Genomic DNA, 26,256 nt, shown 5'->3' with positions numbered 1-26,256 from the left:
GTTCCGGTGGTCATAGATCGAACACCGAAGTTTCGCGGCCGGGGCTGTGCATCAAGTCGATCACGCGGCAATCTGCGCACATCTGCAGCCGACGCAGTGCATCACCGCCGGCAAACATCGAGTGCGCCGCCAGCTTGCCGGTCATTGCGTCGATCATCTGCTTCGTGCCGAAGGGCGCGCTGCAGCGGATGCAGTGGAAGGGTTCGGCTTCGTTCAGCATGCGTTCACGCCGCACGGCATCACCGATCAGCAGGCGTGGTTCGAGCGACAGCGCGTTTTCGGGACAGGTATTCACGCACAGGCCGCACTGCACGCAGTTGCGTTCGAGAAAGCGCAACGCCGGCCGTTCGCCGCCATCCATCAGCGCCGACGCCGGACAGGCGCCGACACAGCTCATGCACAGCGTGCAGGCCGCCCGGTCGATATTCACCGTACCAAAGGGGGCGCCAGCCGGCAGCGCGATCGTCTCTGCCTTCACCGGCGCGTGGCGCACCAGATGTTCGAGACAGAATTCGAGTGCGCCGCGTTTTTCGGCCGGCAGCGCAAACGACGCGGGCGGACAGGACATGCCAGCCGCGGGACGCGTGCCCAGCGCCTGCGTCAGTGTCGCCGCGTCATCTGCCGTGACGGCCACCAGTGCCGACACGGGGTAGCCAAGCGCCTCAAGCACGCTGCGACCGATGCCGATCTGTGCCGCGGTCGCCTCGCCATAGGCGTCCGGCTGGTCGCCTTGAGACAGAATGACGCATTGTGCAGCGCCGTAGGACAGCGCCGCGAACATCAGTTCGAGGCCGACCGAAGCGACGTCATGCACGGCCACCGGCAGCACATCAGCTGGCAGGCCGCGATGACGTCCGGCCAGCGCGATCAGCTCTTCGCCGCGCGTTTCGCTGTGGAAGAGGATGCACGGCGCGCGGCCACCTGCTGCGCGCCAAGCCTTCAGCGCCGTCTTGATGCGCAGTGCAACATCACTCGCGGACGGGTAGGCGTAGCGCATCGCCCCCGTGGGACAAACTGTCGCACACGCACCGCACCCCATGCACAGATGCGGCTCGACGAACACGCCATCACCCGCGGCGCGGATGGCCGAGGTCGAACAGACGTCGATGCACTGGTTGCAGCCCTGTTTGCTGTTGCGGCTGTGCGCGCAGATCGATGGCTTGTACGTGAAGAACTTCGGCTTTTCGAATTCGCCGACCAGGGAGGCGATCTGCTGCAACGCCAGCGACTGCTCGAGCGGATCGCGCCCGGGTGACAGATAGCCTTGCGGTGGGTGCGGAATTCGGATCAGCGCCGGCTCTGACAGGTCGAGCACGAGATCATAGGTTTCGCTGCGCGGTGCGCCAACGGCGGAAAAATCGATGGCACCGATGTCGCGGCAGGCACTCGCGCACGCGCGGTGACCGGTGCAGCGAGCGGCATTCACCTGGTAGTCATAACCGATGGCGCCTTCCGGACAGGCGTCGATGCAGGCATTGCAGCGAACACAGGCATCGAGGTCGATCGCGTTGGCGCGTTGCCAGCTCACCTCGAAGGCACCGAGCCAGCCGGCGACCGACACATTGCGGCCGCTGGCCACCGGGTAATCGCGGCGCAGCGGCAGCTCGGTGCGATCGTTGTCGGTGATCAGCACGTTGATCGCCAGGCGCTCGCCATACTGTTGCTGCGCACGCTGCGCCCAACCCAGCGCGGCGCCGGCCGGGCCGATGATCAGCAACTGGCCGGTCGATTCATAACTCACTGCCGGCACCGGTGCCGGCTCGGCCAGCCGCGCCATCGCAAGCTGTGCCGCGAGTGCAGGCTGCACGTCGGCACCTCGCGCGCTGCGTCCGGCGATGTCCCGCAGATTGATGAAGGTGACGCCGGATGCGCTGCCGGCGTCCTCCGCCAGCTCGCGCAACAGTGCCGATTCCTGCGTACAGCCGACGATGGCTTCGGCCGCCTTGCCGAGCCGCTGCGCAAACGTATGCGCGTCGCGCCGGCACAGTTGCTGCCCGACCTCGAGCGGCGCATCCAGCGCGAGCGCATCGGTCAGGCGTGTGATGTCGAATGGCACCGTGCCGTTGCAATTGCACAGGTGGATCGCCTTGTCGGCGTTATTCATTGTCGGTCGCTCCTCCGACAAAGCTTTTGCAGGCTTTGTGCCAAAGAAGCGATGAAAGGAATGACCTATTCCGACCGGGAACGACTTTCTGCCGGATCAGGCTGTATCACACCCTGTTGCGGGCCGGACGGCGCGTCAGCATGCGCGGAGGGCAGAGACTCGGGGGCAGCCGCGTCACGCCTGTCGGGAAGCGCGTCCGGCTCGGACGGCAACCCAGTCGGCGGCTCCGGTTCCGGCAGCGCGACCGCAGGTTCGGCATCGACCACCGGACCGAACCAGTCGGCCGGCAGCGTCGGAGAGAGCGTTTCCCGCGCATGCGCAAGTTGGGCGACCATCGATGCCGGCAGCGGCTCGAACACGCTGAAGTCTTCGATATAGACGTCCAGCCCGTCCATGGTGTTGAAAGGGCCGGTGTGGAACAGCTTTTTCAGCGCCGCGCGCTTGACGCCCTCGTCGACCTTGTCGCCCAGAAAGCCACGGAAGTCGGAATCGAAGTCGAGCGAATCGACCGGCGGCAACGGCACCTCGGATTCGGTCTGCGATGCTGCAACGTCGGCCGCCGGATCGACGACGGGCACGCCGTCGGCTGGAGCGGATCCGGCTGTGGCCTGCTGTTTCAGCCGCGACCAGCGACCGAGAAATCCGCGCACCGGATCATCGGCCATGGCCGCCACCCCCGTAGTGGGTGTTGCCGTCGCCGGTGCGCGCAAAGCGTTTCTGTCTGCGCGGCTCGGGCGCCTTCTGGAATCGGCGGGCAAAGGCTTCGATCCAGTCACGAATCTCGGGCGGCATCGGCAATCCGTCGACCTTCTCGCCGGAATCCATCCAGCGCGCCGCCTCACCATAGCTGGCACTCAGCTGCATCGGACGCACCGGCGGGTCGGCGTCTTCGTCCTGTCGCCACATGACGAAGATGCGCGGTGCCGCAGCGGTCACGTTGAGCAGGTAGTTGTCGGCTTCGTCGGTGTAGAGCGTGAAGTCGAGCGGCGGGAAGAGCCACTGCGTCGCCGCTCCTGAATCGGCGAAAACCACAGCCACTGCAGGGCTTTGCGGGCCTTCGGGCTGCAGCGCGCAGGCCTCCCAGACGTGGTCGGCCCACTTGTTGTGCAGTACCTTGCGCTCCATAATCACTGCCAGCCTGAGGTTGACCGGACCGTGTTCCATCCTCTCGCCATGCACAATCTTTTTCCTGCCTTCCTGTCGAACGGGTTCGCGACCCCGAACTTCACGCCGCGCTGCCCATGAGCGAAAAGATCATACATCTGCTGGACACCCGCACAGCCGCGCGCACCGCGGCGGTCGTGCCCGAGCACCCGATACCGGCCACCGGCCGGCTGGACGACACGCGCGGCCGCGCGGTACGTGATCTGCGGATATCGGTCACCGACCGCTGCAACTTCCGCTGCGTCTACTGCATGCCGAAAAGCGTGTTCGACAAGGACTACCCGTATCTGGCCCGCGCCGAGCTGCTCAGTTTCGAAGAGATCGAACGCATCGCCACGCTGTTCGTCGCGCACGGCGTCAACAAGCTGCGCATCACCGGCGGCGAGCCTCTGCTGCGCAAGAACATCGAACAGCTGATCGAGCGCCTGGCGCGGCTGCCGGTCGAAATCACGCTCACCACCAACGGCACCCTGCTGCCGCAGAAGGCGCGCGCGCTGCGCGATGCGGGGCTCACGCGCGTGACCGTCAGCCTCGACGCGATCGACGACGACACCTTCCGCCGCATGAACGATGTCGACTTTCCGGTCAGCCAGGTGCTCGAAGGCATCGACGCGGCGCATGCCGCGGGACTCATGCCGATCAAGGTGAACATGGTGGTCAAGCGCGGCACCAATGACCACGCCATCGTGCCGATGGCGCGCCATTTCAAGGGCAGCGGCCATATCGTGCGCTTCATCGAATTCATGGACGTCGGCTCCAGCAACGGCTGGAAGATGGATGAAGTGCTGCCGAGTGCCGAGGTCATCGCGCGCATCCACGCAGACATGCCGCTCGAGCCGATCGGTGCGAATTATCCCGGCGAGGTCGCCCAGCGCTGGCGCCATGTCGATGGCAGCGGCGAGATCGGTGTCATTTCATCGGTCACCCAGGCCTTCTGTTCAAGCTGCACGCGGGTGCGGCTGTCGACCGAAGGAAAGATCTACACCTGCCTGTTCGCCACCGAAGGTCACGACCTGCGCGCACTGCTGCGCGCAGGTCGCAGCGACGCGGACATCACGTCGGCCATCGGCGCGATCTGGCAGGCGCGCACCGACCGCTATTCCGAAATCCGCACCGCCGACACGGCCGCCCGGCGCAAGATCGAAATGTCCTACATCGGTGGCTGACGTGGTCAAACCCATCCTCAGCGACGCCGCGCGCCCGGCGACGATCGAAATCCCGGCCATCAACGAGCGCGGCGAAACGGTGCCGACCGCCATCGCAGGCGAGCACCCGCTGACGCTCTATCTGGACAAGCGCGAACTGGTGACGCTGATGACACTCGGCGGCGCCCCAGAGGCGCTGGTGATCGGCTGGCTGCGCAACCAGCGCATGCTGCCGTCGATCGACGACATCGTGTCGGTGCAGGTGGACTGGGAAGTCAATGCCGCCGCCATCACGACGCGTCATGGCGTGGCCGATCTCGACGCCCGGATGGCCACACGCACGGTGACCACCGGCTGCGGCCAGGGCACGGTGTTCGGCGATCTGATGGACGACATCGAGAAAATCCGCCTGCCGGCCGACGCCCGCCTGACCGAAAGCGCGCTGTACGCGATGCTCGACGTGGTGCGCAAACATGAAACCATCTACAAGCAGGCCGGCGCGGTGCACGGCTGTGCGCTGTTCCGCGGCGCCGAACTGCTGTACTTCGTCGAGGATGTCGGCCGCCACAATGCGGTCGATGCCATCGCCGGCCACATGTGGCTGGATGGCGTCGACGGCGGCGACAAGATTTTCTACACCACCGGCCGTCTGACATCGGAGATGGTGATCAAGGCGGCGCAGATGGGCATCCCCTTCCTGGTGTCTCGCTCAGGCCTCACGCAGATGGGTTATGACATCGCGCGTCAGGTCGGCATCACGATGATCGGCCGCTCGCAGGGCAAGCACTATCTGCTGCTGACCGGCATGGAGCGCTTCGTGCGCGACGGAGTGGCGGCATGAAAGAGGCAATCACCGGACTGGTGCTGGCCGGCGGACTCGGCCGTCGCATGGGCGGCATCGACAAGGGGCTGCAGGCATTCCGCGGCGAACCCATGGTGGCGCACGTCATCCGTCGCTTCGCGCCACAGGTCGATGCACTGATCGTCAACGCCAACCAGAACATCGAGCGCTACGCCGCCTTCGGCCACCCGGTCGTGCCCGACGTCATCACCGGTTACGCAGGCCCGCTGGCCGGCCTGCATGCCGGGCTGAACGCCTGCCGCACGCCGCTGCTGGTCACCAGCCCGTGCGACTCGCCCTTCCTGCCGCTCGATCTGGTCGCACGCCTGCGCGACGCACTCGAACGCGAAGGCGCCGACCTAGCGGTGGCGCGCACCGGCGAGCGGTCGCATCCGGTGTTCAGCCTGGTGCGGCGCCACGTACTCCCCGGTCTGACCGATTTCCTCGACGGCGGCGGGCGCAAGGTCGACCTCTGGTATTCGGCACTGAAGGTGGTCGAGGTCAGCTTCGACGACCAGCCCGACGCCTTCGCCAACATCAACACGCTGAACGAACTGGCCGCACTCTCCGTGCGCCCCGACACGCCATGACAGATCGCTTCACCCCGGTCGCGGACGCCCGCGCCCACATTCTCGCCGCCTGCTCGCCGGTGCGCGGCACGCAGCGCGTGCCGCTGCGCGATGCGCTCGGCCGCGTGCTGGCCGCCGACGTCATTTCACCGGTCAGCGTGCCGCCGCACGACAACTCGGCGATGGACGGCTACGCCGTGCGCCACGCCGACCTGTCGGCCGACGGCGACACGCGGCTGTTCATCGTCGGCCAGGCGTTCGCCGGACATGGCTGGGCAGGCGAAGTCGCCGCCGGGCAGGCGGTGCGCATCATGACCGGTGCGGTCATGCCGGCGGGTGCCGACACCATCGTCATCCAGGAAACCGCGCGCCTCGACGGCGACACGGTCATCGTGCCGCCGGGCCAGAAGGCCGGTCAGCACCGCCGCCGCGCCGGCGAAGACCTGCGCGCGGGCGAACCCGCACTGCGCACAGGTCGCCTGCTACGGCCGGCCGACATCGGTCTGGCCGCTTCGCTCGGCATACCGGAACTGACCGTGCGCCGGCGCGTGCGCGTCGGCGTGCTGTCGACCGGCGACGAAGTGATGTCGATCGGCGACGCACCGCGCGAAGGCGGCATCTACGACAGCAATCGCTACACGCTGACCGGCATGCTGACGCGGCTGGGCTGCGAAGTGGTCGACCTGGGCGTGGCGCGCGACACGCGCGAGGCGCTGTCGGCTGCGCTCGAATCGGCCGTTGGCGAAGTCGACGCGATCATCACCAGCGGCGGCGTGTCGGTGGGCGAGGCGGATTTCGTGCGCGAAATCCTCGCCAGCCTGGGCGAAGTCACGTTCTGGAAGATCGCCATGAAGCCGGGTCGGCCGATGGCGTTCGGGAAGCTTGGCAGGGGCGAACGCAGCACATTGCTGTTCGGCCTGCCGGGCAATCCGGTCGCCACCATGGTCACCTTCCACTTCTTCGCCCGCGACGCGCTGCTCAAGCTGATGGGCGTGTCACCCGTCGCGGCGCCCATCCATTTCGCCGCGCTCAGCGACACGGCGATGAAGAAGCAGCCCGGCCGCACCGAATACCAGCGCGGTATCCTCGAACTGCGCGACGGCCAGTGGCATGTCGCGGTGACCGGAGCCCAGGGCTCCGGCATCCTGCGTTCGATGTGCGACGCCAACTGCATCATCGTGCTCGGTGACGACTGCGGCAACGTCGCGGTCGGCGACGCGGTGAATGTCATTCCGTTCGAAGGCCTGATCTGACGGTGCCGGCCGACGACGATCAGCCGGGCGAGGCTTCGCCCTACCTGACGGCGCGCGAAGCGGCCGCCTATCTGCATCTGAACGAAAAGACGCTGTACGCGATGATCCAGGAGGGCGGCATTCCGGCCACCAAGGTGACCGGCAAATGGCTGTTCCCGCGCGCGCTGCTCGACGACTGGCTGCTTGAATCGACGCATGGCGGCGTGCTGGCCGACCGCCTGCTGATCGCCGGCAGCGACGACCCCTGGCTGGCGCACAGCATCGCGCGGCTCGCCCAGCGCGCCGACGACGGCACGCTGATCGCCTACAGCCCGTGCGGCACGCGCAAGGGGCTGGCGCTGCTCGCCCAGCGACGCGCCAACGCCTGCCCGATCCACTGGGGCGACGCGCAGCACGCCACGCGCCGGCATGCGCTGCTGCTGCGCGAATACACCGGCAGTTCGGGCTGGGTCATGGTGCAGCTTGCGCTGCGCGAACAGGGCGTCATGCTGTCGCGCACGACTGCCCCGGTCGTCACGCTCGCCGAACTGCTTGAGCGCCAGCCGAAGATCATCCAGCGCGGCAGCGGCGCCGGATCGCAGCACTTCTTCGTGCAGGCGTGCACCGCGGCCGGCCTTGCACTGCCGGCACTGACGCAGTCCGCCGCCACCGAACGCGAAGCCGCTTTCATGGTGGCCAGCGGCGCCGGCGATTGCGCCCCGGGCACGCGCGCCGCCGCCGGCGAATTCGGCCTGCCCTTCCTGTCGCTCGGCCGCGAGGCGCTCGACCTCGTCATGCCGCGCACGCTGTACTTCCGCGCATTGCTGCAGCAACTGCTGGCCGAACTGTCCAGCGCCGACAGCACCGACCTGGCCGCCCGGCTGGGCGGCTACGACCTGGCGCCGCTCGGAAAACTCCGCGCGACAGCGACCGAGGCGGGGTGAAGCGCTGTTGTTGGGCATCGCTGCGCTCACCCCAACCCACGCGTGAAGCCACGTAATCCGCCTGTCCCCAATATACGAGTGACGCCACGTGATCAGCCCCCAACCCACGAATCACGCCATGTGATCAGCCCGTAGGTTGGGGTGAGCGCAGCGATGCCCAACACCACACCGCAACAACGCCCTCCCGCATACCGCCCTCGCAGCAAGCCGCGCGGCCGTTCTCGTCAGTTGGCGCGCGTCGCGCGTTCCTTGCACCGCTCGTCCTCGTCGTCCTCTTCGCAGCCCGCGGCAGTCGTCTCCTCGCCCAGACCGACCAGTTCGACGGTCAGGATGGAATTCGGATCGCGCGCGTCCTTCTGTCCGGCAGCAGTGGCCCTCTGGCCCTGATCGACCGCCTTGTTGGCTTCGCTCGGAGGCGGCGCCGAAGGTGCCGCAGCCGGCGCTGCTGCAGCGACCGTCGCCGAACCGCTCAGGCTGCCCCCCACGCTGATCGAATTGCCGATCACCTGCTGCGCGCCGATGGTCAGATTGCCCGACGAGCGGATCGCGGCATCGAGCGCGATGATGGCGCCCGACGGTGCGAACAGCCGGATGTCGGCGTCGCGCACCTCGTCGGAGCGCTTCAGCGTGCCGATGCCTGAACCGGACACCGAGTCGCTGATGTCCAGCACCACGAGGTCGCCGCGGATGCGCACCTGCGGCGGCGGCGTGGCCGATGCCGTGCGCGAACCGCGGCCGGCGTCGATATTGCCGGCCGTCGACCAGAGCTGGATGTCGCCGCCGCCCAGCGTGAATACGCGGGATGGGCCGAGCTGGAAGTCCTGCCCCGCGATGGCGTTGATTTCACCCTCGCCGATCGCGAATACGCCCTGGCGCGACGCGCTGGCTGCACTGGCCCCGGCCCCTGCCACACCGACGTTGATGCTGCCGCCCGGTGCAAACAGATCGACGTTTCCGCCCTGTTCCGACTTCACCTGACTGAAGAACAGATTGATGTCGCCACCCGTATTGCCCCCTGCCGTCTGCGGAAAGGCCGTTTCCACCAGGTCTACACCCGGGGCATAACCGGTCGAGCCGGCACCGATCGCGTCTCCCAGCTTGCCGGCGTAGTTCAGTCCGGCATTCAGCAGCGCAGACACGAGCGGCTGCTGCGCAGTGAAGAAATCCCGCTGCACGGCGGCAGGCAGTGCGTCGAAAGCCTGCAGCAGTTGCGCTTCCGGCGCGTCCGGCGCCGCGCCGTTGCCACGCATGTAGCTGACAATGGCTGCGTCGATCGCTGCGAGCCTCTGTGCGATCAGCGTGCGCCCTTCACTGCGCACCTTGATCAGCGCGCCGCTGTCCGGTCCGGACAGCAGGGCTTCGATCGACCTCGCACTGCTGAGCGACAGCAGCAACTGGTCGTAACTGTCTTCTCCCGCTGCACCTCGAACTGGCAGCAGCGACAACCACACCTCGCGGCCGTCGAAACCGGCGCTGCCGGCCTGCACGAGAATCGACGCGCCGACCTCGTCCAGCCACGGATTGTCGAAATTGCCGCGGGTGACCACGCCGAAACTGTTGGCCAGATCGATGCGGCCGCCTGCGACCACTTCGAGCTTGCCGCGGCCGCCGGTCTGTATGCCTTCGGCGATGCTGCCTGACGGCGTCACGCCGTCGCTCTCGAAAACGGTGTCGAAGGTGATGTCACCGCCGGCGCGAACGCGGGTCAAGTCGCTGTCGCTGAAGTGCTGCGAGCGGATGGTCAGGTTGCTGATGTCGCCACCCGCGTCGACCTGCACCGGTTGCGGCGAATTGATCACCAGCGGCAGATTGGCACCGACCGACGGTACCGCGACATTTCCCGTTTCGGCGATCAGCCTGACCGGCTCGACCACGCGGTTGGCGTTCAGGTCGGCGTCATGCGCGCGGATGCCGGACACGACGTTCGGATTGGCCAGTTCGACCCAGAACACGTTGTTGGGGTTGGCCGCCGGACGCAGCGCTGACGGCACCAGAGCAGGCGCGCTGTCGGCAATCTTGATGCCGGCGACACCGCCACTGGCGGTCGCCAGGTTGAGGTTGCCCGACGCCGCAAGCAGCAGGTCGTTGTAGGTCGCCGGCAGCAGCACCATGCCGTTGCGCAGGTTCAGGTCACCGCCCATGGCCACCGCATTGAGCGAATTCGGCAGCAGCGGGTTCAGACCTTCCCACAGCGCCAGCGTACCCCACGGCGTCGCGTTGTTGTCGAGACTGACGCTGCCGCCGAAACTCAGCAGATCGACCCGGCTGCCTTCGCCATAGCGGAAAAAGTAGCTGCTGCGATTCGACGTGGTGGTGTTCGATGCCTGACGCACCGCGGTCGATGACGCAATCGTTTCCAGATCGATCGAGCCCGCCGCACCCAACCGCGCCGATGCTTCGCCCAGCAGCAGTACCGACCCGGCGCCATTGTTGCGCGCGCTGCCGAAATCACCTGCCGCCTGTGCGTCGAGGGCACCACGATCCACCATCAGGATGGCACTGCCGATGTCGCCGCCCGCTCGCACCGTCACGTCGCCCCCGCCCAGAACCTGCAGGTTGGCCGGATCAGGCGTGGTGCCCGCCGCACCGGAAAGGCGGCCATTGGTGACCGTGAACACACCGAGATTGCGGATGTCATTGCCCGCCGTGACCCGGATGTCGCCGCCGCCGAAGGTCGCCACGCCCTGGCTGAACTGATCGATGCGGGCGTACCAGGTCGTGTTGCGCTGGCCCGACCCGGACAGGAATTCACCGGTCGGGCTGAGCGCACCCTGGCGCAGCAACCATTCGCCGACAATGCCCGGCGATTCGGTCGCGACGATGGAACGCTGGGCGCGGATCGCCACGTCGCCACCGTCGGTCGGGTATTCCGCCTGACGGTTGCCCGAGCCATTCAGATTCAGCAGCGTCTGCGTCGTGAAGCCGTCGCCGCGTGCCGTCTGATAACCCGCGGTGTAGATTGCGGCGCGCGCGCCCAGCACCAGATCGCGACCGACCGCGACGTCGATGTCGCCAGCGCCAGTGCGCACCTGCGCGTTGGCGGCCAGAATCATGTCGCCACGATTGGCCGTCTCCAGCGCGTCGAGCGCCTGCAGCGACATTGCACCGGCACCGTCCAGATCGGCACCCGACACCAGGCGCATTGACCAGGCCGTATCGCGCTGCCCCAGATCGAAGCGGCTCTGCGTCAGGCCGGCACTCGTGAGCGCGCCCAGCACGATGGTCTGGCTGCTTGCATTCAGCCGGCCGAAGCCATCCGACAGCGCACCATTCACGTTGAGGTTGCCCGCTGCGCGCACGGTCAGCGAACCCGCTTCGGTGCCGCCCTGATAGGTGTTGGCAGCGAGATCGGTCGCATTGATCGTGAAATTGCCGTCGGCGCGGAACTCGATGTGCGGCCGCACGTGGAAGCGCGTGCCGCCGTCGGCATCCTGTGCTGGCAAACCGAGCGCCGCACGCGTCGCCGCCACATTGACTGAACTGGTCATCGCCGCTGCATCGGCGTGCGCGGCGGCCATGCTGAGCGTGCTGCCGCCATAGATGCGCGTGCCTTCGACGAACACATGGCGCGCACCGTCGATGGCATTCGACAGATCGCCGTCGATGGCGACCGCCGTATTGCCGGTGCGCTCGGCGCGCAGCCACACATCGCCCTGCTGCGCCGCACTGGCCAGCGCAACGCCATTGACCACTCCCGGTGTGGTGCCGACATCGATGGTGGCGCCGTCGGCGATGCGGATGCGGCCGCCCTGAGCCGGGCCGCTTTCTCCGCCCGCGCTGCGCGGGCTGGCTTCCAGGATGACGCTGCCACCTTCGCCGCGCGTCCCGCTCGCTTCGGCGACGAATGCGGTGGCACGCGCATCCAGCCGCGCACCCGACTCGAGCACCAGATCACCGGCGCCGGTCGTCATGCCCTCGAGGTGATCGAGCGCGCGCCGCGCTGACAGCTCGATGCGGCCGCCCTGTTCGGCACCCGAAGCGTCCAGAGTGCTGCCGATGGTCAAGGAACCCGCGTCGGCCGCGATCGCGATGTCGCCGGACTTGAGGTCGGTGTCGAGCCGTGTGTCGCCGGTGCGCACACGGGCGGACCAGCTGCGCGTGAATTCGCTGCCCTGCGCCGCCAGGCTATCCAGGCTGGCCGCCGAACGCAGATCGACCGACAGGGCGCCACCGGCGCTGCCACCGCTCGACTGCGCCCGCAGCGCGCCGTCGGCGACCGACAGTTCGCCCTGCGCAGCCGACAGCGTGACCGAACCGGCATTTCCACCGGTGGCAGCCGTCGATGCCGCCGACACGTCGATCAAGGCGCCTTGCTCCAGCGTGACATCGCCATTGCGCGACGTCAGCACCACGTCGCCGCCCGGTGTGGTGACGGTCTTGCCAAGATAGTTCTTCGCCGTGCCGGACACATCGATCATGCCACCCGCCGCCACGCGCACATCCTGCGTCGCGCTGAGGCTGACACGACCGGACGGCAGCGCAATGCGCGACGCCAGATCGATGGCCTGGGCATCGAGCGCCAGCGCCGCACCGATGCCGGCCTGCACCACGCCGGCCGGCGCGTCGCCGCCGGAAATGGACAACGCGCCATCGACCGCGATACGGGTATTTGCCCCGGTGTCGGCCGCGATCTGCGGCGTGGCGATGCGCACCGTATCGGCCATGACGCGATAGTCGCCGTCGCCCGAAACGCGCACCTGGTTGGCTGCCGCCAGCGTCACGGCATCGAATCCGCTGATCGCGAAACCGGCCTGCCCGGCGGCAGCCGCCGGCGTGCCGTCGAGCACGATGCGGTCGGCCGTCACCGACAAGGCACCGGTGCCCACGGCGGGTGCCAATGCAGCAGCGGTGGGCGAAGTGTTTGCAAACTGCACCTCGCGGGCGACGATGTTCTGGGTCAGACCCGCATTGTCGACACCGCCGATGCCGGCGGCGTCGATGCGCAGCAGGTCGAGCGAGGCGCTGCCCAGCGTCACCTCGCCATACAGGTTGAGACCACCGTAGGCGCGCAATGTGAGGCGCGACGGATCGCCCAGCGCCGCCAGCTGGCTGTTGTCAAAGCGCAGGCCCGGCGTATCGAACGGCACGTCGCCGACATTGATGGTCGACGCCGTCAGTGCCAGTGCGCCGCCGCTCTGCGGCAGCGCGATGGTCGCACCGAGATTTCGCGTTTCCAGCGTGCTGTCGAGCACGACGCCGCGGCCAGCGATGCGCGAACCGGCGCCGAGCGTCAGTTCGCCGCGCAGGCCCGACGGCGCATCACGCGAGATCGGTGCCGCGTCGGCCGCGCTGACGCGCAGCGCGGCGCCGTCGGCGTCGGCGCCGCTGCCCGAAATGCGCAGCGCCTCCGGCTCCGCCGTGCCGACCGCCGCAATCTGGCTGCCGGCTTCGATGACCACGCTGTCGCGCGCCACCAGCACCACATCAGGTGCGCTCAGCGCAGGCCCGGCCGCATTGTCCAGACGCACCGTCGACGCGCCGCGGATCAGGCGACCGGCGTCGTCCGCTGCGCGCACGTCGACCAGGGTTTCGCCACTCTCTTCATCCACCTCACTGCGCGTGCCGCCCAACAGCAGGCTTTCGGCATTGAGCGCATTCAGGCTCGCCACCGACACGCCGACTTCGCCGGTACGCGCGGCAGTACCCTGCCCCAACAGCGCCAGTGCCTGTGCGGTGATGTCCACCTGCGCACCGCGGGCCGCCGCGCCGCGACTGGTATCCAGCACGCCATCGAGCGTCAGCGCGCGGCCGACCTGCAGCGACAGGCGGCCGGCGTCAGCCGTGCTGCGTCCGTCGTCGAACACATCGGCAGTCTTCGAAATGAGGTATTCGGCGCGGTCACGCACCTGCTCGGAGGTCAGCAGTTCGGCCACGAAGGCCTTTCCGGTCGAGCGGCTCACGCCGCCCAGCGCCTGCGCCGAACGCACGCTCACGCGCGCACTGCCATCGACATTCGCCTGCGCCTGGCCCGCGGCCAGCGAACTGTCGCCGGGCGACAGACTGATCAGGAAGGCGCCCGGCAGCAGTGCGTAGCGCGCCGGCAGCAAGGTGTAGGTACCCGCAGCCAGGCCGTTGGCCGACGCGAGTACCTGCACCGCCTCGCCGATGCGCAGGCCGTTGCCTTCTTCCGCCCACATCGACAGGTCGTAGGCCGCGTAGCCGCTGCCCAGCGTCGGCACGATGGCGTAGCTGTCCTGCGGTGCGGCGAGAATGTCGCGTGAGCCGCCGCTGCCGGCGATCCATTCCCATGCCTGCAGATCGCCGCCGCCCGACAGGTCGACCCGAGCCGCCGCCCGGCCACCCTGCGCCCCCTGCAACACCACATTGTCGGCATTCAGCGTGATGCGCTTCTGCGGCGTGCCATCGAGTTCGATCCGCGCATCGGTGCCGACCAGGTAGAGCCAGTCGCGTCCGCTGAGCGCGGTCTGACCGTACGGCAGCAGCAACCCGTCGGCCGATACCGACGTGACGCTGCCGGCGGCCAGTTCGATCGAACCGCCAGCCGCTTCCGAGCGCGTCGTGCCGGCACCGGTGCGGGTGATCGTTTCCGAACGCAGCACGATGTCGCCGAACGGGGCGACCACGCGCCCGGCCTGCACGATGTCCGGTGCAGCGAAGGTCAGCGAGCCGAGCGCGGAATAGACCGGCCCGGCGGCGCGGCCCGACGATTCGATGCGCAGCGTGCCGGCCGGATTGTTGTGGATTTCGAAGGCGTAGCGCGATGCCGACGTCGGATACACCTGCGCGGCGCGCAAGGTGAGGTCGCCGCTGGTCACCAGACTGGCGCCATCGGCGACGTAGCCAGGCGATGCACTCGCCCGCAGGTCGCCGCGGGCATCCAGCGTCACGTCGGCGAAACCGCTCGCTGCGAGGTTGCCGGAAACCTGGACGAGATCCGCAGCCAGCACGAGACTGCCGTCACCGGCGGCCACGGCGGTCGGCTGTGCGTGGTTCTGCTGGATGCGACCGACGTTGGTCCAGTCGAGCACGGCAGCACCGAGCCGCACGTCGGCACCGTTCGTGCCCCGGATGTTGGCGGCGTTCAGCACCATGCGACCGGCGACCGACGCGTTGACGTCCTCGCTGAAGCGCAGCGTGCCGAAATTGCCACCGTTGCCGAGCACCGCCAACGTCAGATCGGCGATACCGCTGCCATCAAGCGCGTCGAGTGCGAACGCGCCGCGTCCGCCGTAGGTCGCCGCATCGGGTGCAGCACCGGCCACCAAGGCAGCCGAGCCGCTGTTGCCGCCCTGCAGGATATCCAGCGTGCGCGGGCCGGTCAGTGCGGTCGGCAGGGACAGCAGGTCGCCCCAGTTGTTCGAGCCTTGATCCAGCATCACCGAAAGCTGACCACCGAGTGCGTTCGACCCGCCAGCGCGTGCCGACAGCAGCGGATCGGCATACAGCCCCTCGCGGGCATTCAGCGCAATCCGGCCGCCCGAACTGTCGATGCGCACGGCCGACAGGGCGCCCAGTGCGCCGGTGCGTTGCGCCAGAACCGCACTGCTGCCGTCGGCACGCAGCTGCGCACCGTCCTGGATGACCAGGAAGCCCCGGCGCGCGGCGATGTCGATCGAGCCGCCATCGAACAGCGTGCCATCGACATAACTCAGGCCAGGCGTCTGCAGGAATACGCCGCTGGTGTTCAGCCGCGCGGTCGAGGCCACAAAAATCGAGCTGCCGAAATAGATGTCGTCCTGCTGCACTTCGTCCATGCGCAGCGCAATGCGCCCGCCCGGCGCGTTCAACTTGCCGGCCAGTTCCAGACTGCGGTTGGCCGACAACTCGATGCTGCCTCCGGCATCGACGTTGATCGTCGCGTTGTCGTCCACCGTCAGCGTGCCGGCCGATTCCGAGGTCGCAGCAAAGGAAAGCTGGACGCCGTCTTCGCGCAGCGCACGCGGCACCGCCGTGACGCGGCCCAGCCCGGCCAGCGAGCCGGCCGAGACGCTGCGAATGCCATCGATCGCGCGTGCCTGCACCACAGGCGTCAGCGTCAGTGCCGATGCACCGCCGATGTCCATGCGATTTCCACCGGTCAGTGAAAAATCGGAAAAGCCCGAGCCTGAAAACAACGTCGGCGACAGGTAGAGCGTGTCACCGAGCAGACCGGCATTCACCCCATCAAGTGCGATGGCCGCGCTACGCAGCACGAGCGAGCCGCCTGCCGATGCGCGACCGGTAAGGCTGGTCGCGAAGGCACTCAGCTGCGCGCCCAGATTCAGGTTGCCGAAGAAGCTGCCGACCGGCACACCGGTGCCCGGATCACCGCCGGTGACCTCGAAACCGGCGCCCAGCGAAATGGCGCCTGCATCGCCCAGCTCGCGCGTGCCATCGAGCGACTGCCACGCTCCGGCCGAAGCGTCGATCTGCGATCCCCGGGCGAGATTGAGGTGACTGTCCGCGTCCAGCGTGATCGAACCACCATCGGCCGCGACATAGCCCCGTGCGCTGCTGCGCGTGTCGCGCTGCCACTGGCCGGCCGTGGACAGTTGCGACTTCGCACCGACGGAAATCGTGCGCGTGGCGCGCGGTGCGTCGTCGGCCAGGCCGCCGGTGCGCAGCGTGATGTCGCCGCCGGCCGCCGTGATGTCGCCATCGATTGTCAGCGTCGTGCCGGTCACCGCGAAGCGACTGCCATCGGACCAAAACGCCGGCATGCTGTCCGTGGCGGCGTTGTACAGCGCAGTAGGACCGAGCGTGAGGCACACGGATTCAGGCAGCACGACATTGCCGGCGCCGGTCAGCTCGAAGCTGCCTATGCCGGACGAAAACCAGTCGCTGCGCAGCCACAGCTCGGTCGGCAGCGCCCCCGTTGCAGACAACGCGCGGGTACCGGTCGAATTGACGAAGCGGGTGTCCTGGGCGGCGAGTCCATTGACCAGACGCAGGTTCAGGTCGATGCGGCCGGCTTGCGGCGAGCCGAGAACATCGGACTTGCCCGGGCCGAGTGCGCGCGTCACCAGTTCGCGCTGCGTGGCGCCCACGGTACGCTGCGCTTTCACCGCGCCGTCGAGCGCCATGCCGAAGGCGGTCACCGTCAGTTCGCCGGCGTCACGCCCTTCGACGCGCTCGGCCACGGTGCGCGTGCGATCCTGCGTGCCGGTATAGATGCGGTCAGCGCGTGCGTCGGCCACCGATTGTGAGCGGCCATCCGCCGACTTCACCAGCGTGTAACCCACCTCGCCTGCACGATAGGTCACCGTGCCGCCGGACAGGTCGATCGAACTGGCCGAATGGGTCAGCACGTCGCCCTGCGAATAGGCGACAAACTCGCCGCCGGTGGTCAGCTTTTCGTCCAGCGTGCGCTCGACGCCACCCAGATAGCCGGCGATGTCGAACAATTCGGTGCCTTCGCGCAGATCCACCCAGACCTGCTTGCCGAACAGCGCGCGGCCGAACGCCTCATCGCGCAGCAGCGGCGCGTCCTTGACTTCGTCGCCGCGCAATTCGACACGCACGATTTCGCGCCCGGCATCGGCGAATGCGTCAAGCCCCGCCAGATCGATCACGCTGCCCGAACCGATGTAGACCCGCGACGCGCCGTCGCGCTGCGGCACCGGCTGCGTCGACGACAGCGCGGTGGCTTCGGCGGTCACGCGCAGCAGCCCGGACGGCGCACGCAGCGTCACCCCGACGCCGTTGGCACCCGCGTCGGCCAGCACGATGGTGTGGCCGTACAGATTGATTTCCGAACGCCGGAACAGCGCGTCGTCGCGCGCCGTCTGCGTGCGCGACGCGGCATCCGGGCTGATGTCGATGACCGCCCCGGCGGCCAGTTCGATGCTGCCGGTGCGCTGGCCGATCGGCACGTTGACGCCGGTCGCAAGCGGCTCGGCGTCCGGGAACATGGCGTCCACCTGACGCGCTGCGACGCTGTCGCGTGCCTTCAGGAAGACGGTGCCATTCAGCGTGACCGACGTGGTCGCGCGCGCAGCGCCGGCGTGGCGGATGTTCAGACCGACCAGCGTGATGTTGCCGCGCTCGGAAAGCAGTTCCGACGCGCTGTCGGTCGTCACCGTACCGCCGTTGTCGACCTCGACCAGAAAGCCGCGCAGCCGGCTGTCGAGCGGGTCGGCGATGTAGATGCGCTCGCCAGCCGCCAGCACCACCTGACCTTCTTCGGCTTCGATGCGGGCGTCAGGCAGCGCGGCACGCTGAGCCGGCGTCAACGGTGTGTCGATCGTGGTGTCGACGTTGGCACCGACGCGCACATTGGGTGCCGCGAGCAGCACGCGGCCGTTCTTCGCCGCGAGGATGCGCGCGCCGCGCGCCACCGTGATGTCGCCGGTTGCGCGGCCGGCGTAGTCGCCATCGGCAAACGGCGTCAGCGCCGCGCCGGTGGAGCCGAGCGAATTGAGCGCGCGCTGCAGCAGTTCGTCGTTGAGCTTCAGCGACGAACCGACCAGGCCGCCGACGTCGATGTTGGCGCCCGGCCCGAACAGGATGCCGGCCTGGTTGAAGATGAATACCTGACCGCGTGCGGTCAGCGTGCCGTCGATTTCGCTGCGCGGGCCGCCCGGGGCGACCACGTTGATGGCGCGCATCGCCGCCGATGCCTGATCGAAATGCACGGCGTTGCCGCGGCCGATGTTGAAACTGTTCCAGTTCAGCATCACCGCGTTGCCGGACTGCTGGATCACCATCCGGTTCGCCGTCTGGGTCATCGTGGCGGTGCCCGGCAGGCGGCCGTCGACAAAGTTGGGGGCCGCAACCGGCAGCGCGCCGGCCGCCATCAGCGGGGTGGTGAAGGCCAGTGCACAGGCCGTCGCCAGCACGCGTCGCTGCAGCCGGCCGGCGCTGCGCTTGCCGCGAGCAGCGACGCATTCAGCCACCGGCACCCAGGTGGCGGTCAGTTCATTGAAGATCAGGCGGTAGCGGTTCGTGTTCATGTTCTATCTCCTGCCGGCCGTGTCACACGGCCCGAAGAGGCAGCTTCGCGACCGGATGTGATGCGGCGATGACGGCGCGGCGAAAGCCGCCGCGCCGATGCAAAAATTCACTGAGCCGATGTCGGGCAGCGCCGCTGCGGACATCGATCGGGCGCAGGGCGCGCCTATTGGAACTCCACTCGGAATCCCCTCAGAATTCGTATCCCACGCGCACCAGCAGGCGCTGATCGCCTTCGCGCGTGCGGCCCGGCAGCGGTGCGCCATCGCGCAGCGCATACGCCCAGTCGGCGTCGAGCCGCACCCCGCGCGGGCTGCTCACGCGCAAGCCCAAACCGACGCTTTCCAGCGCCGACTGCGAGTCCTGACCCGGGAAGGCCTGACGGATGCGCAGCCCGGCCCAGTCGTAGAACAACAGGCCGGACAGGCCGACTGCACTGTCGAACAGCTGTTTCCCCGGCGTGGCCAGTTCCAGGCTCACCCGCTCGCCTTCGTCGGCCAGCCGCTCCGATTCCAGATAGCCGCGCACCGAATCGAAACCACCGGCCGAGAACTGTTCGCTGTTGATCAGCGGATCGCTGCTGCGCTGCAGGTCAAGCCGCGCACTGGCGGCCCAGCCACCGGGCAGCGGGAAAGCGCCTTCGAATTCGAAGCGCGACACGAAGAAGCCCGGGCGCGCGCCGAAACGGCGGCATTCGAACTGTTCGATCCGCGTACCGACGCAGTCGATTTCGCGTTCGTTCATCGCGTTCGAGCCGGCGCTGAGCGTGGTGCCGAAGCGCAGCCGGGCGCCCGACTGCAGCGGCACGGTCAGCCCGTACTGGCCCGACCACACCCAGTAGCGCACCGGCTGACTGATCGTGAAGGGCGTGCCGCCAATGCCCAGCGTGTCCTGCTTGTTGTCCTTGTAGTCCAGGCCGAGACTGATCGAGTGGAAGAAGCCACGTCCGCGGTCGGGCAGCGGCCGCACGTAGCGGAAGCCGGCCGTATCACCGCGGCCCAATGTGGCGGTGTCGAACAACGTCGGCACATTGCTGTTCGAGCGCGCGTAGTAGGCCGCCAGGATGGCGTCGCCCAGCGGCGCCGAGTAGTTCAGCCCCCACACTTCGACCTGCTCTCGATCGCGCGGCGACACGAAATAGGTCACGCCGATCGAATGCCGGCGCTGCCACAGATTGTCGTAGCGCACCGTCGCTTCGAGCCGGCCGGCATCGGTGTCGGCACTGCGCTTGTTGTTGACCTCGACGCTGCCATGCAGCGGTGACTTGTCATCAAGTCGCAATTCGACCGCGACCGAACCGGGCACCCGGCCGGGCTGCAGCAGCGGCGTCACCTGCAGGTCGCCATTGCGGCCCAGTCGGCCAAGATCTTCCTGCACCTCGGGGAAATGCGGCACACCGCCTTCGGCCAGCGACGGCGCGCCTTCGCGCACGCGGCTCGGCAATGTGTATTCGGCACCGGTCACGCGCAGGCGCTCGACCTTGCCTTCGGTCACTTCAAGCTTCACGACGCCGGTCGTCACCGCCTGTTCGGGGATGCCGACAGCCACCGTCAGATAGCCGGCGTCCTGATAGGCCTTTTCAAGTGCCGCGACGGCCTTGTTCACGTCATCGGCGTTGCGCCCCTCGCCGAGAAAGGGATAGACCGCCCGTTCGATCACCTCGGCCGGCAATACCGTATTGCCTTCGATCTCGAATTCGAAAATGTCGAAGCGTGACGCGTCCTGCGCTGCAGCGGGCATGGGGAGGACGAAGAGAAAAGCGAGCACCGTGGCTGCCGTCAGGCCGGCAAGGCGCCGGAATGTATCGATCATGAAAGCCGCGAAGGATGTAGGCACAAGTACAGAGTCAAACAAGGGAACGGCCCGCCGGGGGCGGGCCGTTCGTCAAAACGAACCGGGCAGCTTCGTGAAACGCTGCCCGGCGTACATCACACTCAGTTGCCGAAGAACTTCAGCGGCGAGCAGGTGTTGGCTTCACGAGTGAACTTCGACACATACTGGTCGGCCCAGCGGACGCCATCGCCGTCGACCTCGCTGCCGTTTGCATCAGTCAGGCCGGCGTAGAACTGCGGCAACGATGCGAAAGCCAGCGGCGTGCTGACCTGAGCGCCGGTGTTTTCGAAGTTGCCGGTGAAACGCGGCGAACCTGCGCGACGCACGACTTCGTCAGCAAACGCCTTCTGCACGCCGGCGATGGCCGGGATGTTGTCGCCCTGTTCGTTGGTCACCGCCACCGAACGATCCTGGATCGACAGTTCGACCACGAAATCGTAGCGACCCTTGATCAGGTTTTCCTTCGACGGGAAGATGCCGGTGGCGTTGGCCGACGGCGTCTGGGTCGAGGCATCGAACGTACCGATGCCGTCCAGATTGCGGAAGCTCCAGCCGCTGGTGCCGGTGTAGGAGTCGAGCGACAGCGTGGCAATGGCCTTCATCGGGCCGGTGCTGGAGAACGGGACCTTGAACGTCTTGGTGGCAGCAGTTTCCGGATCCCACGACGTGAAGGTGTAGTCGGTTCCATTGTTGGCGGCAGCCATGCACGAACGCACATTGCCCGACGACGAGTTCTCGATGACCGTATAACCGGCCGACGGATCGATGATGAACGGATCAGCCGTCGTGCCGGTACCCGAAGTCTTCCAGCCAAAGCTCGCATTCATGCGGGCGGGCTCGATCGCGCCGTTAGCGCCGTTAGCGCACGGGAAGTTACCGAAGAACCAGTTGTACGAAGTCTGGGTACCCGAACCTTCGACGCGGCGGCACACGACAACATCACCTTCCAGCGACGGATCAACCTGATCCCACGTAGCAATCTGACCATTCAGCATGGCACCGTAGGTCGAACGCGAAAACATCGTCGTGTCCGGCACTGTGTTGGTGGCGGCCAGACCCATCATGAGCTGATTGACCGGCTGCACACGCATGCGGGCAACTTCCTGCGGCGACAGCGCCGGTGTGTCATTTTCGGTGTTCAGCGGGCCGGCAAACATTGCGGGCTCGACGTCCGACACGCCGAAGTCGATCACCAGGCCGGCGTTGTTCGCGGCAGCGTGATTCGCTTCGCCCGGATCGGTGCCGACCACGGCGCAGCTGAACGGCGTAGCCTTGGCGCCGGTGCTGGTCGCGCTTACCGTGCAGTTGTTGACATCGATGGTTTTGACGCGCTGGGCGCGGGCAACCGGATTGACACCAAACACGGAACCACCAGCCGAGCGCTTGATGAACAGCACGCGCGTACCGTTGGTGACACCAGGCACACCATTGGCCAAGCCAGCAAAGGCGCGATAGTTCGGGGCAACGTAGTAGGTGATGCCGGTCAGCACACCTTCGGCAATGTCGTTCAGAAAATTGTCCGGGGCGGATGCGCCCGAGAAATAAACAACCTGGTGCGACACGCCGCCAATGTTGACGGTGCCGGCTGCGAAGGACGAACCTGCGGCCATCATGGCGCAAGCAAATGCAAGTGACTTCAATTTCATGGTCTATCTCCAGAACGGGTCGCGCATCGTCGCGCAACCTTTAAGGCAAGAAGGGAATCAGACGCTGCGACGACGGGCGGCAAAGCCGATCAGGCCCAGACCAGCCAGCAGCATTGCGTAGGTTTCCGGCTCAGGTACAGCGCTGATCTGCAGGCGATATTCGCCTTGGTCGCCGACGTAAACCTTGGCAGTCACCGCTTGGTCGGTTCCACCCAGGAGTTGGGCAAAGCCGCCCAGGCTGGTGTTTGACAGTGATGACGCACTGCGGACCACATACATGTCCATGGTGTCGCCGATGCTGCCAAAGCTGCCGTAGGTCTTGCTGAGCTCGGGAGCAACCTTGCCGGCAAACGCGTTACCGTCGAGGACAGTCGTCACGCGGTAGCCATCAACAGTCACGTCCAGATTGTTATGCGTGCCGCCTTGGCTGTTTGCATCCGTGTAGAAGCTAAACTGCGAAACAGCGCCGAGGATCGTGTTGGAACGAACGCGCGCTGCAGGCTCGGAGGCGACGGTCTGAACGACGCGTGCAACACCGCCGTTTTCACCGGACCAAACATTCCACAACACGCCCGTGGTGCCGCCCGACAACGCCAGGAAGCTGTCGAAGCCAGTCAGCGCCGCGTCGAATACAACGCCGGTCGAGAAGTTGTTGGTGAGGTATGACTTCGTTGCGGTCAGCTGAGCTGTGTTGTTGGCGTTCTGGTTGCCGCTGCCAATCAGGCTGTCCATCAACACGTTGCTGCCGAAGATGCTGTTGAAGCCAGCGTCGGCGAGGTCGTAGGTGTAGCCAACATCACCGACATATGCGGTAAATACCAATTCGGTATTCCCGCCGTTCGAGCCGATGATGCCGGCGCTCGCGGCACCCGACATCGCAACAGCGGCAACGCCTGCCAGCAGTTTAATTTTGAACATATAAATCTCCTAGGAAAGTTCGTGGGTGGTATCCGGCTCGCACCGGATCGCCCTGCTCCACGAGGAAGCGAATCGAGATTGACGGGCTCGCGTTACACCCGCCCGAAGTGGGTAGTGCCAATGAATGAGCCGTTCGGACTATTGGCTGTAAAGAATTCCGTCCGTTGACCTGGGCAGGACGTTAGCGATCGCAGATGACGAAACCGTTGCAGCCCGGCTTCGAATTCGTAGTCCGTTCGGCTCATGAAAAATGATCCGATCCCCTGAAATCTTTTATGGGAAAGGATTTCGAGAATGGTCCGTAAAGTCTGAAAATCGCCTGAATGCGTCGGTTTGTTACAACTCGCATGGATGCAAGGGCAGTTGCGGGTAGTCCGCAAGGTGTAAAGCAGGCCGGCAAAATGCGGCGGTGCATCAGAAAATTTGTGTAACGTCGCGTCACGGCAGGCCGGGCATCGGCTGCAGAGGCGGAACGGGCGTGGGGAGCACGGGTCCGCTGTGCTGACCGTGGAACGGCAGCCCTGTGGGAGCGGCGATCCCCAGGCCACCGCACCCACAGGACCGCTCCTACAGGCCGACGCTTCCCACAGGCGAGGCGCAGCCCGCAGCCCGCCTTTACTTTTCCGGGCGGGACAGACTGTCTTCGAGGCGGTCGCGATAGCCTTCGACGAGGTTTTCCAGCTTGACGCGTCCGATCTGGGTGAACGGCTCGGCCTGGCCGACGCGCTCGCCGAGCGAGCGGTCGCGCCAGCGATCGAGCATGTCGATGCCGGTCTGGTACAGGGCGACGTTGTCCTTGGTGCACTGGGCCAGCTTGCCGGTCAGCGATTCACCCTGGATACGTGCGCCTTCGAGTTCGCGCTCGGTCTTCTGCAAGGTGTCGCGGGTCTGTGCCAGATCGCGCTCGCGGTCGGCCAGCTGCTTGCGGGTCGCTTCGAGCTGCTGCGCCTGTGCTGCGGCGGCGACACGCGCTTCCTCCAGTTCGCTCGCAAGCTGATCAGCCTTGCGCTGCGCACCGCTGGCGCGGCGCTTTGCGCTGGCGGCTTCTTCTTCAAGCTTGGGCAATTCGACTTCGGCCGCCTGCTTCAGCCGGTCGGCTTCGGCAGCCGCCTGCTGGCGCGCCTGCTGTTCGGCCGACAGCGCCTGCTGCAACTGCTGCGCCTGGGCGCGCAGGCGGCGCAACTGTTCCTGCTCGCGCGAAGCCTGCTGCGCATGGACCGACGTGGCGCCAAGCAGCGCCACCAGAAGGAAGCTCAGGGTCTTCATGGTCAGAACTTCACGCTCATGTCCATCATCAGCGTGTCCACTTCGTAGCGCTGGGCGGTGATGGCAGTGGGATCATAGGTCATGGTCTGGATGTTCTTCGCCGAGTACCAGCGCAGCCCGAGCGCCGTGTTGCGGTACAGGCCGTAGCTGCCGCCAAGCACGAAACCCTTGATATTGGTGCCACCGAGGCCGAGATCCGAATCGGTGAAGCCGTCGAGCACGGCATCGGATCCGATGTATTTATATGACAGGAACACCTGCCAATCGTCGCTCAGCGTGACCGAAGGCATGCCGACTGCGGCACGCAGGTGGTACGCCGTGTCCTTGCCGTCGGTCAACGCCAAACCGGTGCGCCGCTGGATGTCGCCTCGGTCAAAGCCTGTGTTCTTCACGTATTCGGCGGACAGCAGCACATGCACCGGATCGAAGTGCGCCAGATCGGCGGTGGCGGTGAGCACCCACGGCTCGAATTTCGACGCCAGACCGTAGATCGGTGCTTCGGTGTTGTCGATCGGGCTGTTCGTCTGCACCAGCGTATTGCCCCTGGCGCGCAGTGCGGACGAGTGCGCGTAGCGCCCGTAGCCCTGCAGCGGCCCATTGAGCGCATCGTAGTTGTTGTCGGTGCGCGCCTCGATGCGGCTGTAGTGATACTTCGCCAGGCCGAAGCGCAGCTTGATCGACGAATTCCAGTCGAATTCGGTGCCGATCTGGGCACCGGCCAGCCACTGCTTTTCTGCGTTCGGCGGATTGTCGGCGCGCAGCGGGAACCAGCCGGCGGTGGCGAACGGCCGCAGAGTGGCGGTCGGCGTGACGTTGCGCAGATTGACGGCAATGCCGTCGAAGTTCAGGTCTTCGTCCCACACCAGATCGGTGGCAAACCACGGGTTGGGCACGCGCCCACCGGTGAACGACGCCCACTCGACCGGATCGATCTTGATGTAGGCGCGATCCACGAGGAAGCTGTACTTGTTGAAGCCGCTGCCCAACGTCTGGTTTGTCGACACGCGGTCGGTCACATTGCCGGTGGTAAAGCGCAAGCCTGCGCTGACCCCGTCGCTGATCTTCGCCAGCACACCCAGACGGGCTCGCAGGCGCAGCCGATTTACGTTGTCATCGACGTTACCGTTCGGAAAGCCGTTGCCATCGAGATCGACGCCTGACGGAAAGCGCGTGCCGAGCGGAAAGTCATCATTGGTCGCACCCGGATTGCCGATGGCACCCGGCGCGAAGCCGCCGATCGGCGTATTGCCGGCCGGGAAGCGATCGTTCTGGTAACGCACCCGCAGATCACCCTCGATCTTGATGCGCTCGGTCCACTCCGGAATCGAGTTCGGAGCGGCCCAGCCTTCGCTGCGCGCCTGCGCAAGCACTTCCTGCTTCAGCTGGTCGCGTATCTCAGCCTTCACCGATTCGGGCACGTACTGCACGCGCACCGTAGTGTCTTTTTTTGCCTTGGCCACCGCCTTGGCAGTTTTTGCTTCGGCAGCCTTGACCAGCGCATCGGCTTTTTCGCGCGTCAGCACGCCTGTGTCGACCAGTGCATCGATCAGGTTGAGCGTGGTCTGGCGCAGCGTATCCAGCGTTTCCGCTTCACTGGCGTGCGCCGGCAGCGCGAACAGCGCGGCCAGTGCAACAGGGAGGAGGGATTTCTTCATGACATCGGTCCGGGATCTGTCTGGAATGGGTAAGCGAGGCGCTCGCGCG

Annotated in this window: 14 protein-coding genes; 5 read left to right on the top strand and 9 right to left on the bottom strand. The window is 66.6% G+C overall.

Annotated features, from left to right (window positions below; all coding sequences use genetic code 11):
* Positions 1 to 10: 10 nt before the first annotated feature.
* The 3 genes from NMQ16_RS06080 to NMQ16_RS06070 all read right to left on the bottom strand — a co-directional run bounded on the left by NMQ16_RS06080 (position 11) and on the right by NMQ16_RS06070 (position 3,268).
* On the bottom strand, positions 11 to 2,104 hold the full coding sequence (locus NMQ16_RS06080) for a 4Fe-4S binding protein (protein ID WP_257079616.1): 2,094 nt from the start codon (positions 2,102 to 2,104) through the stop codon (positions 11 to 13).
* Positions 2,105 to 2,169: 65 nt separating this feature from the next.
* On the bottom strand, positions 2,170 to 2,769 hold the full coding sequence (locus NMQ16_RS06075) for a DUF3306 domain-containing protein (protein WP_257079615.1): 600 nt from the start codon (positions 2,767 to 2,769) through the stop codon (positions 2,170 to 2,172).
* Positions 2,759 to 3,268 (bottom strand): DUF3305 domain-containing protein, encoded by a 510-nt coding sequence (locus tag NMQ16_RS06070; protein ID WP_257079614.1) that lies wholly within the window; start codon positions 3,266 to 3,268, stop codon positions 2,759 to 2,761. The genes NMQ16_RS06075 and NMQ16_RS06070 overlap by 11 nt, the downstream gene beginning before the upstream one ends.
* 77 nt (positions 3,269 to 3,345) lie before the next feature.
* Between NMQ16_RS06070 and moaA the strand changes: the two genes are divergently transcribed.
* The 5 genes from moaA to NMQ16_RS06045 are packed head-to-tail and all read left to right on the top strand — an operon-like array spanning position 3,346 to position 7,999.
* Positions 3,346 to 4,434: a GTP 3',8-cyclase MoaA gene (moaA, locus tag NMQ16_RS06065; RefSeq protein ID WP_257079613.1), complete on the top strand. Its 1,089-nt coding sequence runs from the start codon at positions 3,346 to 3,348 to the stop codon at positions 4,432 to 4,434.
* A gap of 1 nt (position 4,435) precedes the next feature.
* Positions 4,436 to 5,254: a formate dehydrogenase accessory sulfurtransferase FdhD gene (locus NMQ16_RS06060; RefSeq protein WP_257079612.1), complete on the top strand. Its 819-nt coding sequence runs from the start codon at positions 4,436 to 4,438 to the stop codon at positions 5,252 to 5,254.
* Complete coding sequence (gene mobA, locus NMQ16_RS06055) at positions 5,251 to 5,844, top strand: molybdenum cofactor guanylyltransferase MobA (protein WP_257079611.1); 594 nt, start codon at positions 5,251 to 5,253, stop codon at positions 5,842 to 5,844. Before NMQ16_RS06060 ends, mobA begins: the two co-directional genes overlap by 4 nt.
* The gene (gene glp, locus NMQ16_RS06050) at positions 5,841 to 7,076 is read left to right on the top strand and encodes a gephyrin-like molybdotransferase Glp (protein ID WP_257079610.1); all 1,236 of its coding nucleotides are present in this window, start codon (positions 5,841 to 5,843) and stop codon (positions 7,074 to 7,076) included. The genes mobA and glp overlap by 4 nt, the downstream gene beginning before the upstream one ends.
* 2 nt (positions 7,077 to 7,078) lie before the next feature.
* On the top strand, positions 7,079 to 7,999 hold the full coding sequence (locus NMQ16_RS06045; protein ID WP_257079609.1) for a helix-turn-helix transcriptional regulator: 921 nt from the start codon (positions 7,079 to 7,081) through the stop codon (positions 7,997 to 7,999).
* Positions 8,000 to 8,223: 224 nt separating this feature from the next.
* Here NMQ16_RS06045 and NMQ16_RS06040 read toward each other — a convergent pair whose 3' ends face one another.
* From NMQ16_RS06040 to NMQ16_RS06015, 6 genes are all read right to left on the bottom strand, one after another.
* Positions 8,224 to 18,891, bottom strand: coding sequence for a filamentous haemagglutinin family protein (locus tag NMQ16_RS06040; protein ID WP_257079608.1), 10,668 nt, complete (start codon positions 18,889 to 18,891; stop codon positions 8,224 to 8,226).
* A gap of 190 nt (positions 18,892 to 19,081) precedes the next feature.
* Complete coding sequence (locus tag NMQ16_RS06035; RefSeq protein ID WP_257079607.1) at positions 19,082 to 20,701, bottom strand: ShlB/FhaC/HecB family hemolysin secretion/activation protein; 1,620 nt, start codon at positions 20,699 to 20,701, stop codon at positions 19,082 to 19,084.
* Between the two features lie 122 nt (positions 20,702 to 20,823).
* The gene (locus tag NMQ16_RS06030) at positions 20,824 to 22,368 is read right to left on the bottom strand and encodes a hypothetical protein (RefSeq protein ID WP_257079606.1); all 1,545 of its coding nucleotides are present in this window, start codon (positions 22,366 to 22,368) and stop codon (positions 20,824 to 20,826) included.
* A gap of 57 nt (positions 22,369 to 22,425) precedes the next feature.
* Positions 22,426 to 23,286, bottom strand: coding sequence for a PEP-CTERM sorting domain-containing protein (locus NMQ16_RS06025; protein ID WP_257079605.1), 861 nt, complete (start codon positions 23,284 to 23,286; stop codon positions 22,426 to 22,428).
* 615 nt (positions 23,287 to 23,901) lie between these two features.
* Positions 23,902 to 24,552 (bottom strand): hypothetical protein, encoded by a 651-nt coding sequence (locus NMQ16_RS06020; protein WP_257079604.1) that lies wholly within the window; start codon positions 24,550 to 24,552, stop codon positions 23,902 to 23,904.
* 2 nt (positions 24,553 to 24,554) lie between these two features.
* Positions 24,555 to 26,207, bottom strand: coding sequence for a putative porin (locus tag NMQ16_RS06015; RefSeq protein WP_257079603.1), 1,653 nt, complete (start codon positions 26,205 to 26,207; stop codon positions 24,555 to 24,557).
* Positions 26,208 to 26,256: the final 49 nt, after the last annotated feature.

This window comes from Methyloversatilis sp. XJ19-49, from assembly GCF_024580145.1.
Lineage (GTDB): Bacteria > Pseudomonadota > Gammaproteobacteria > Burkholderiales > Rhodocyclaceae > Methyloversatilis.
Note: the sequence above shows the minus strand (reverse complement) of the source record. Positions and strands in the feature narration are given on the sequence as shown.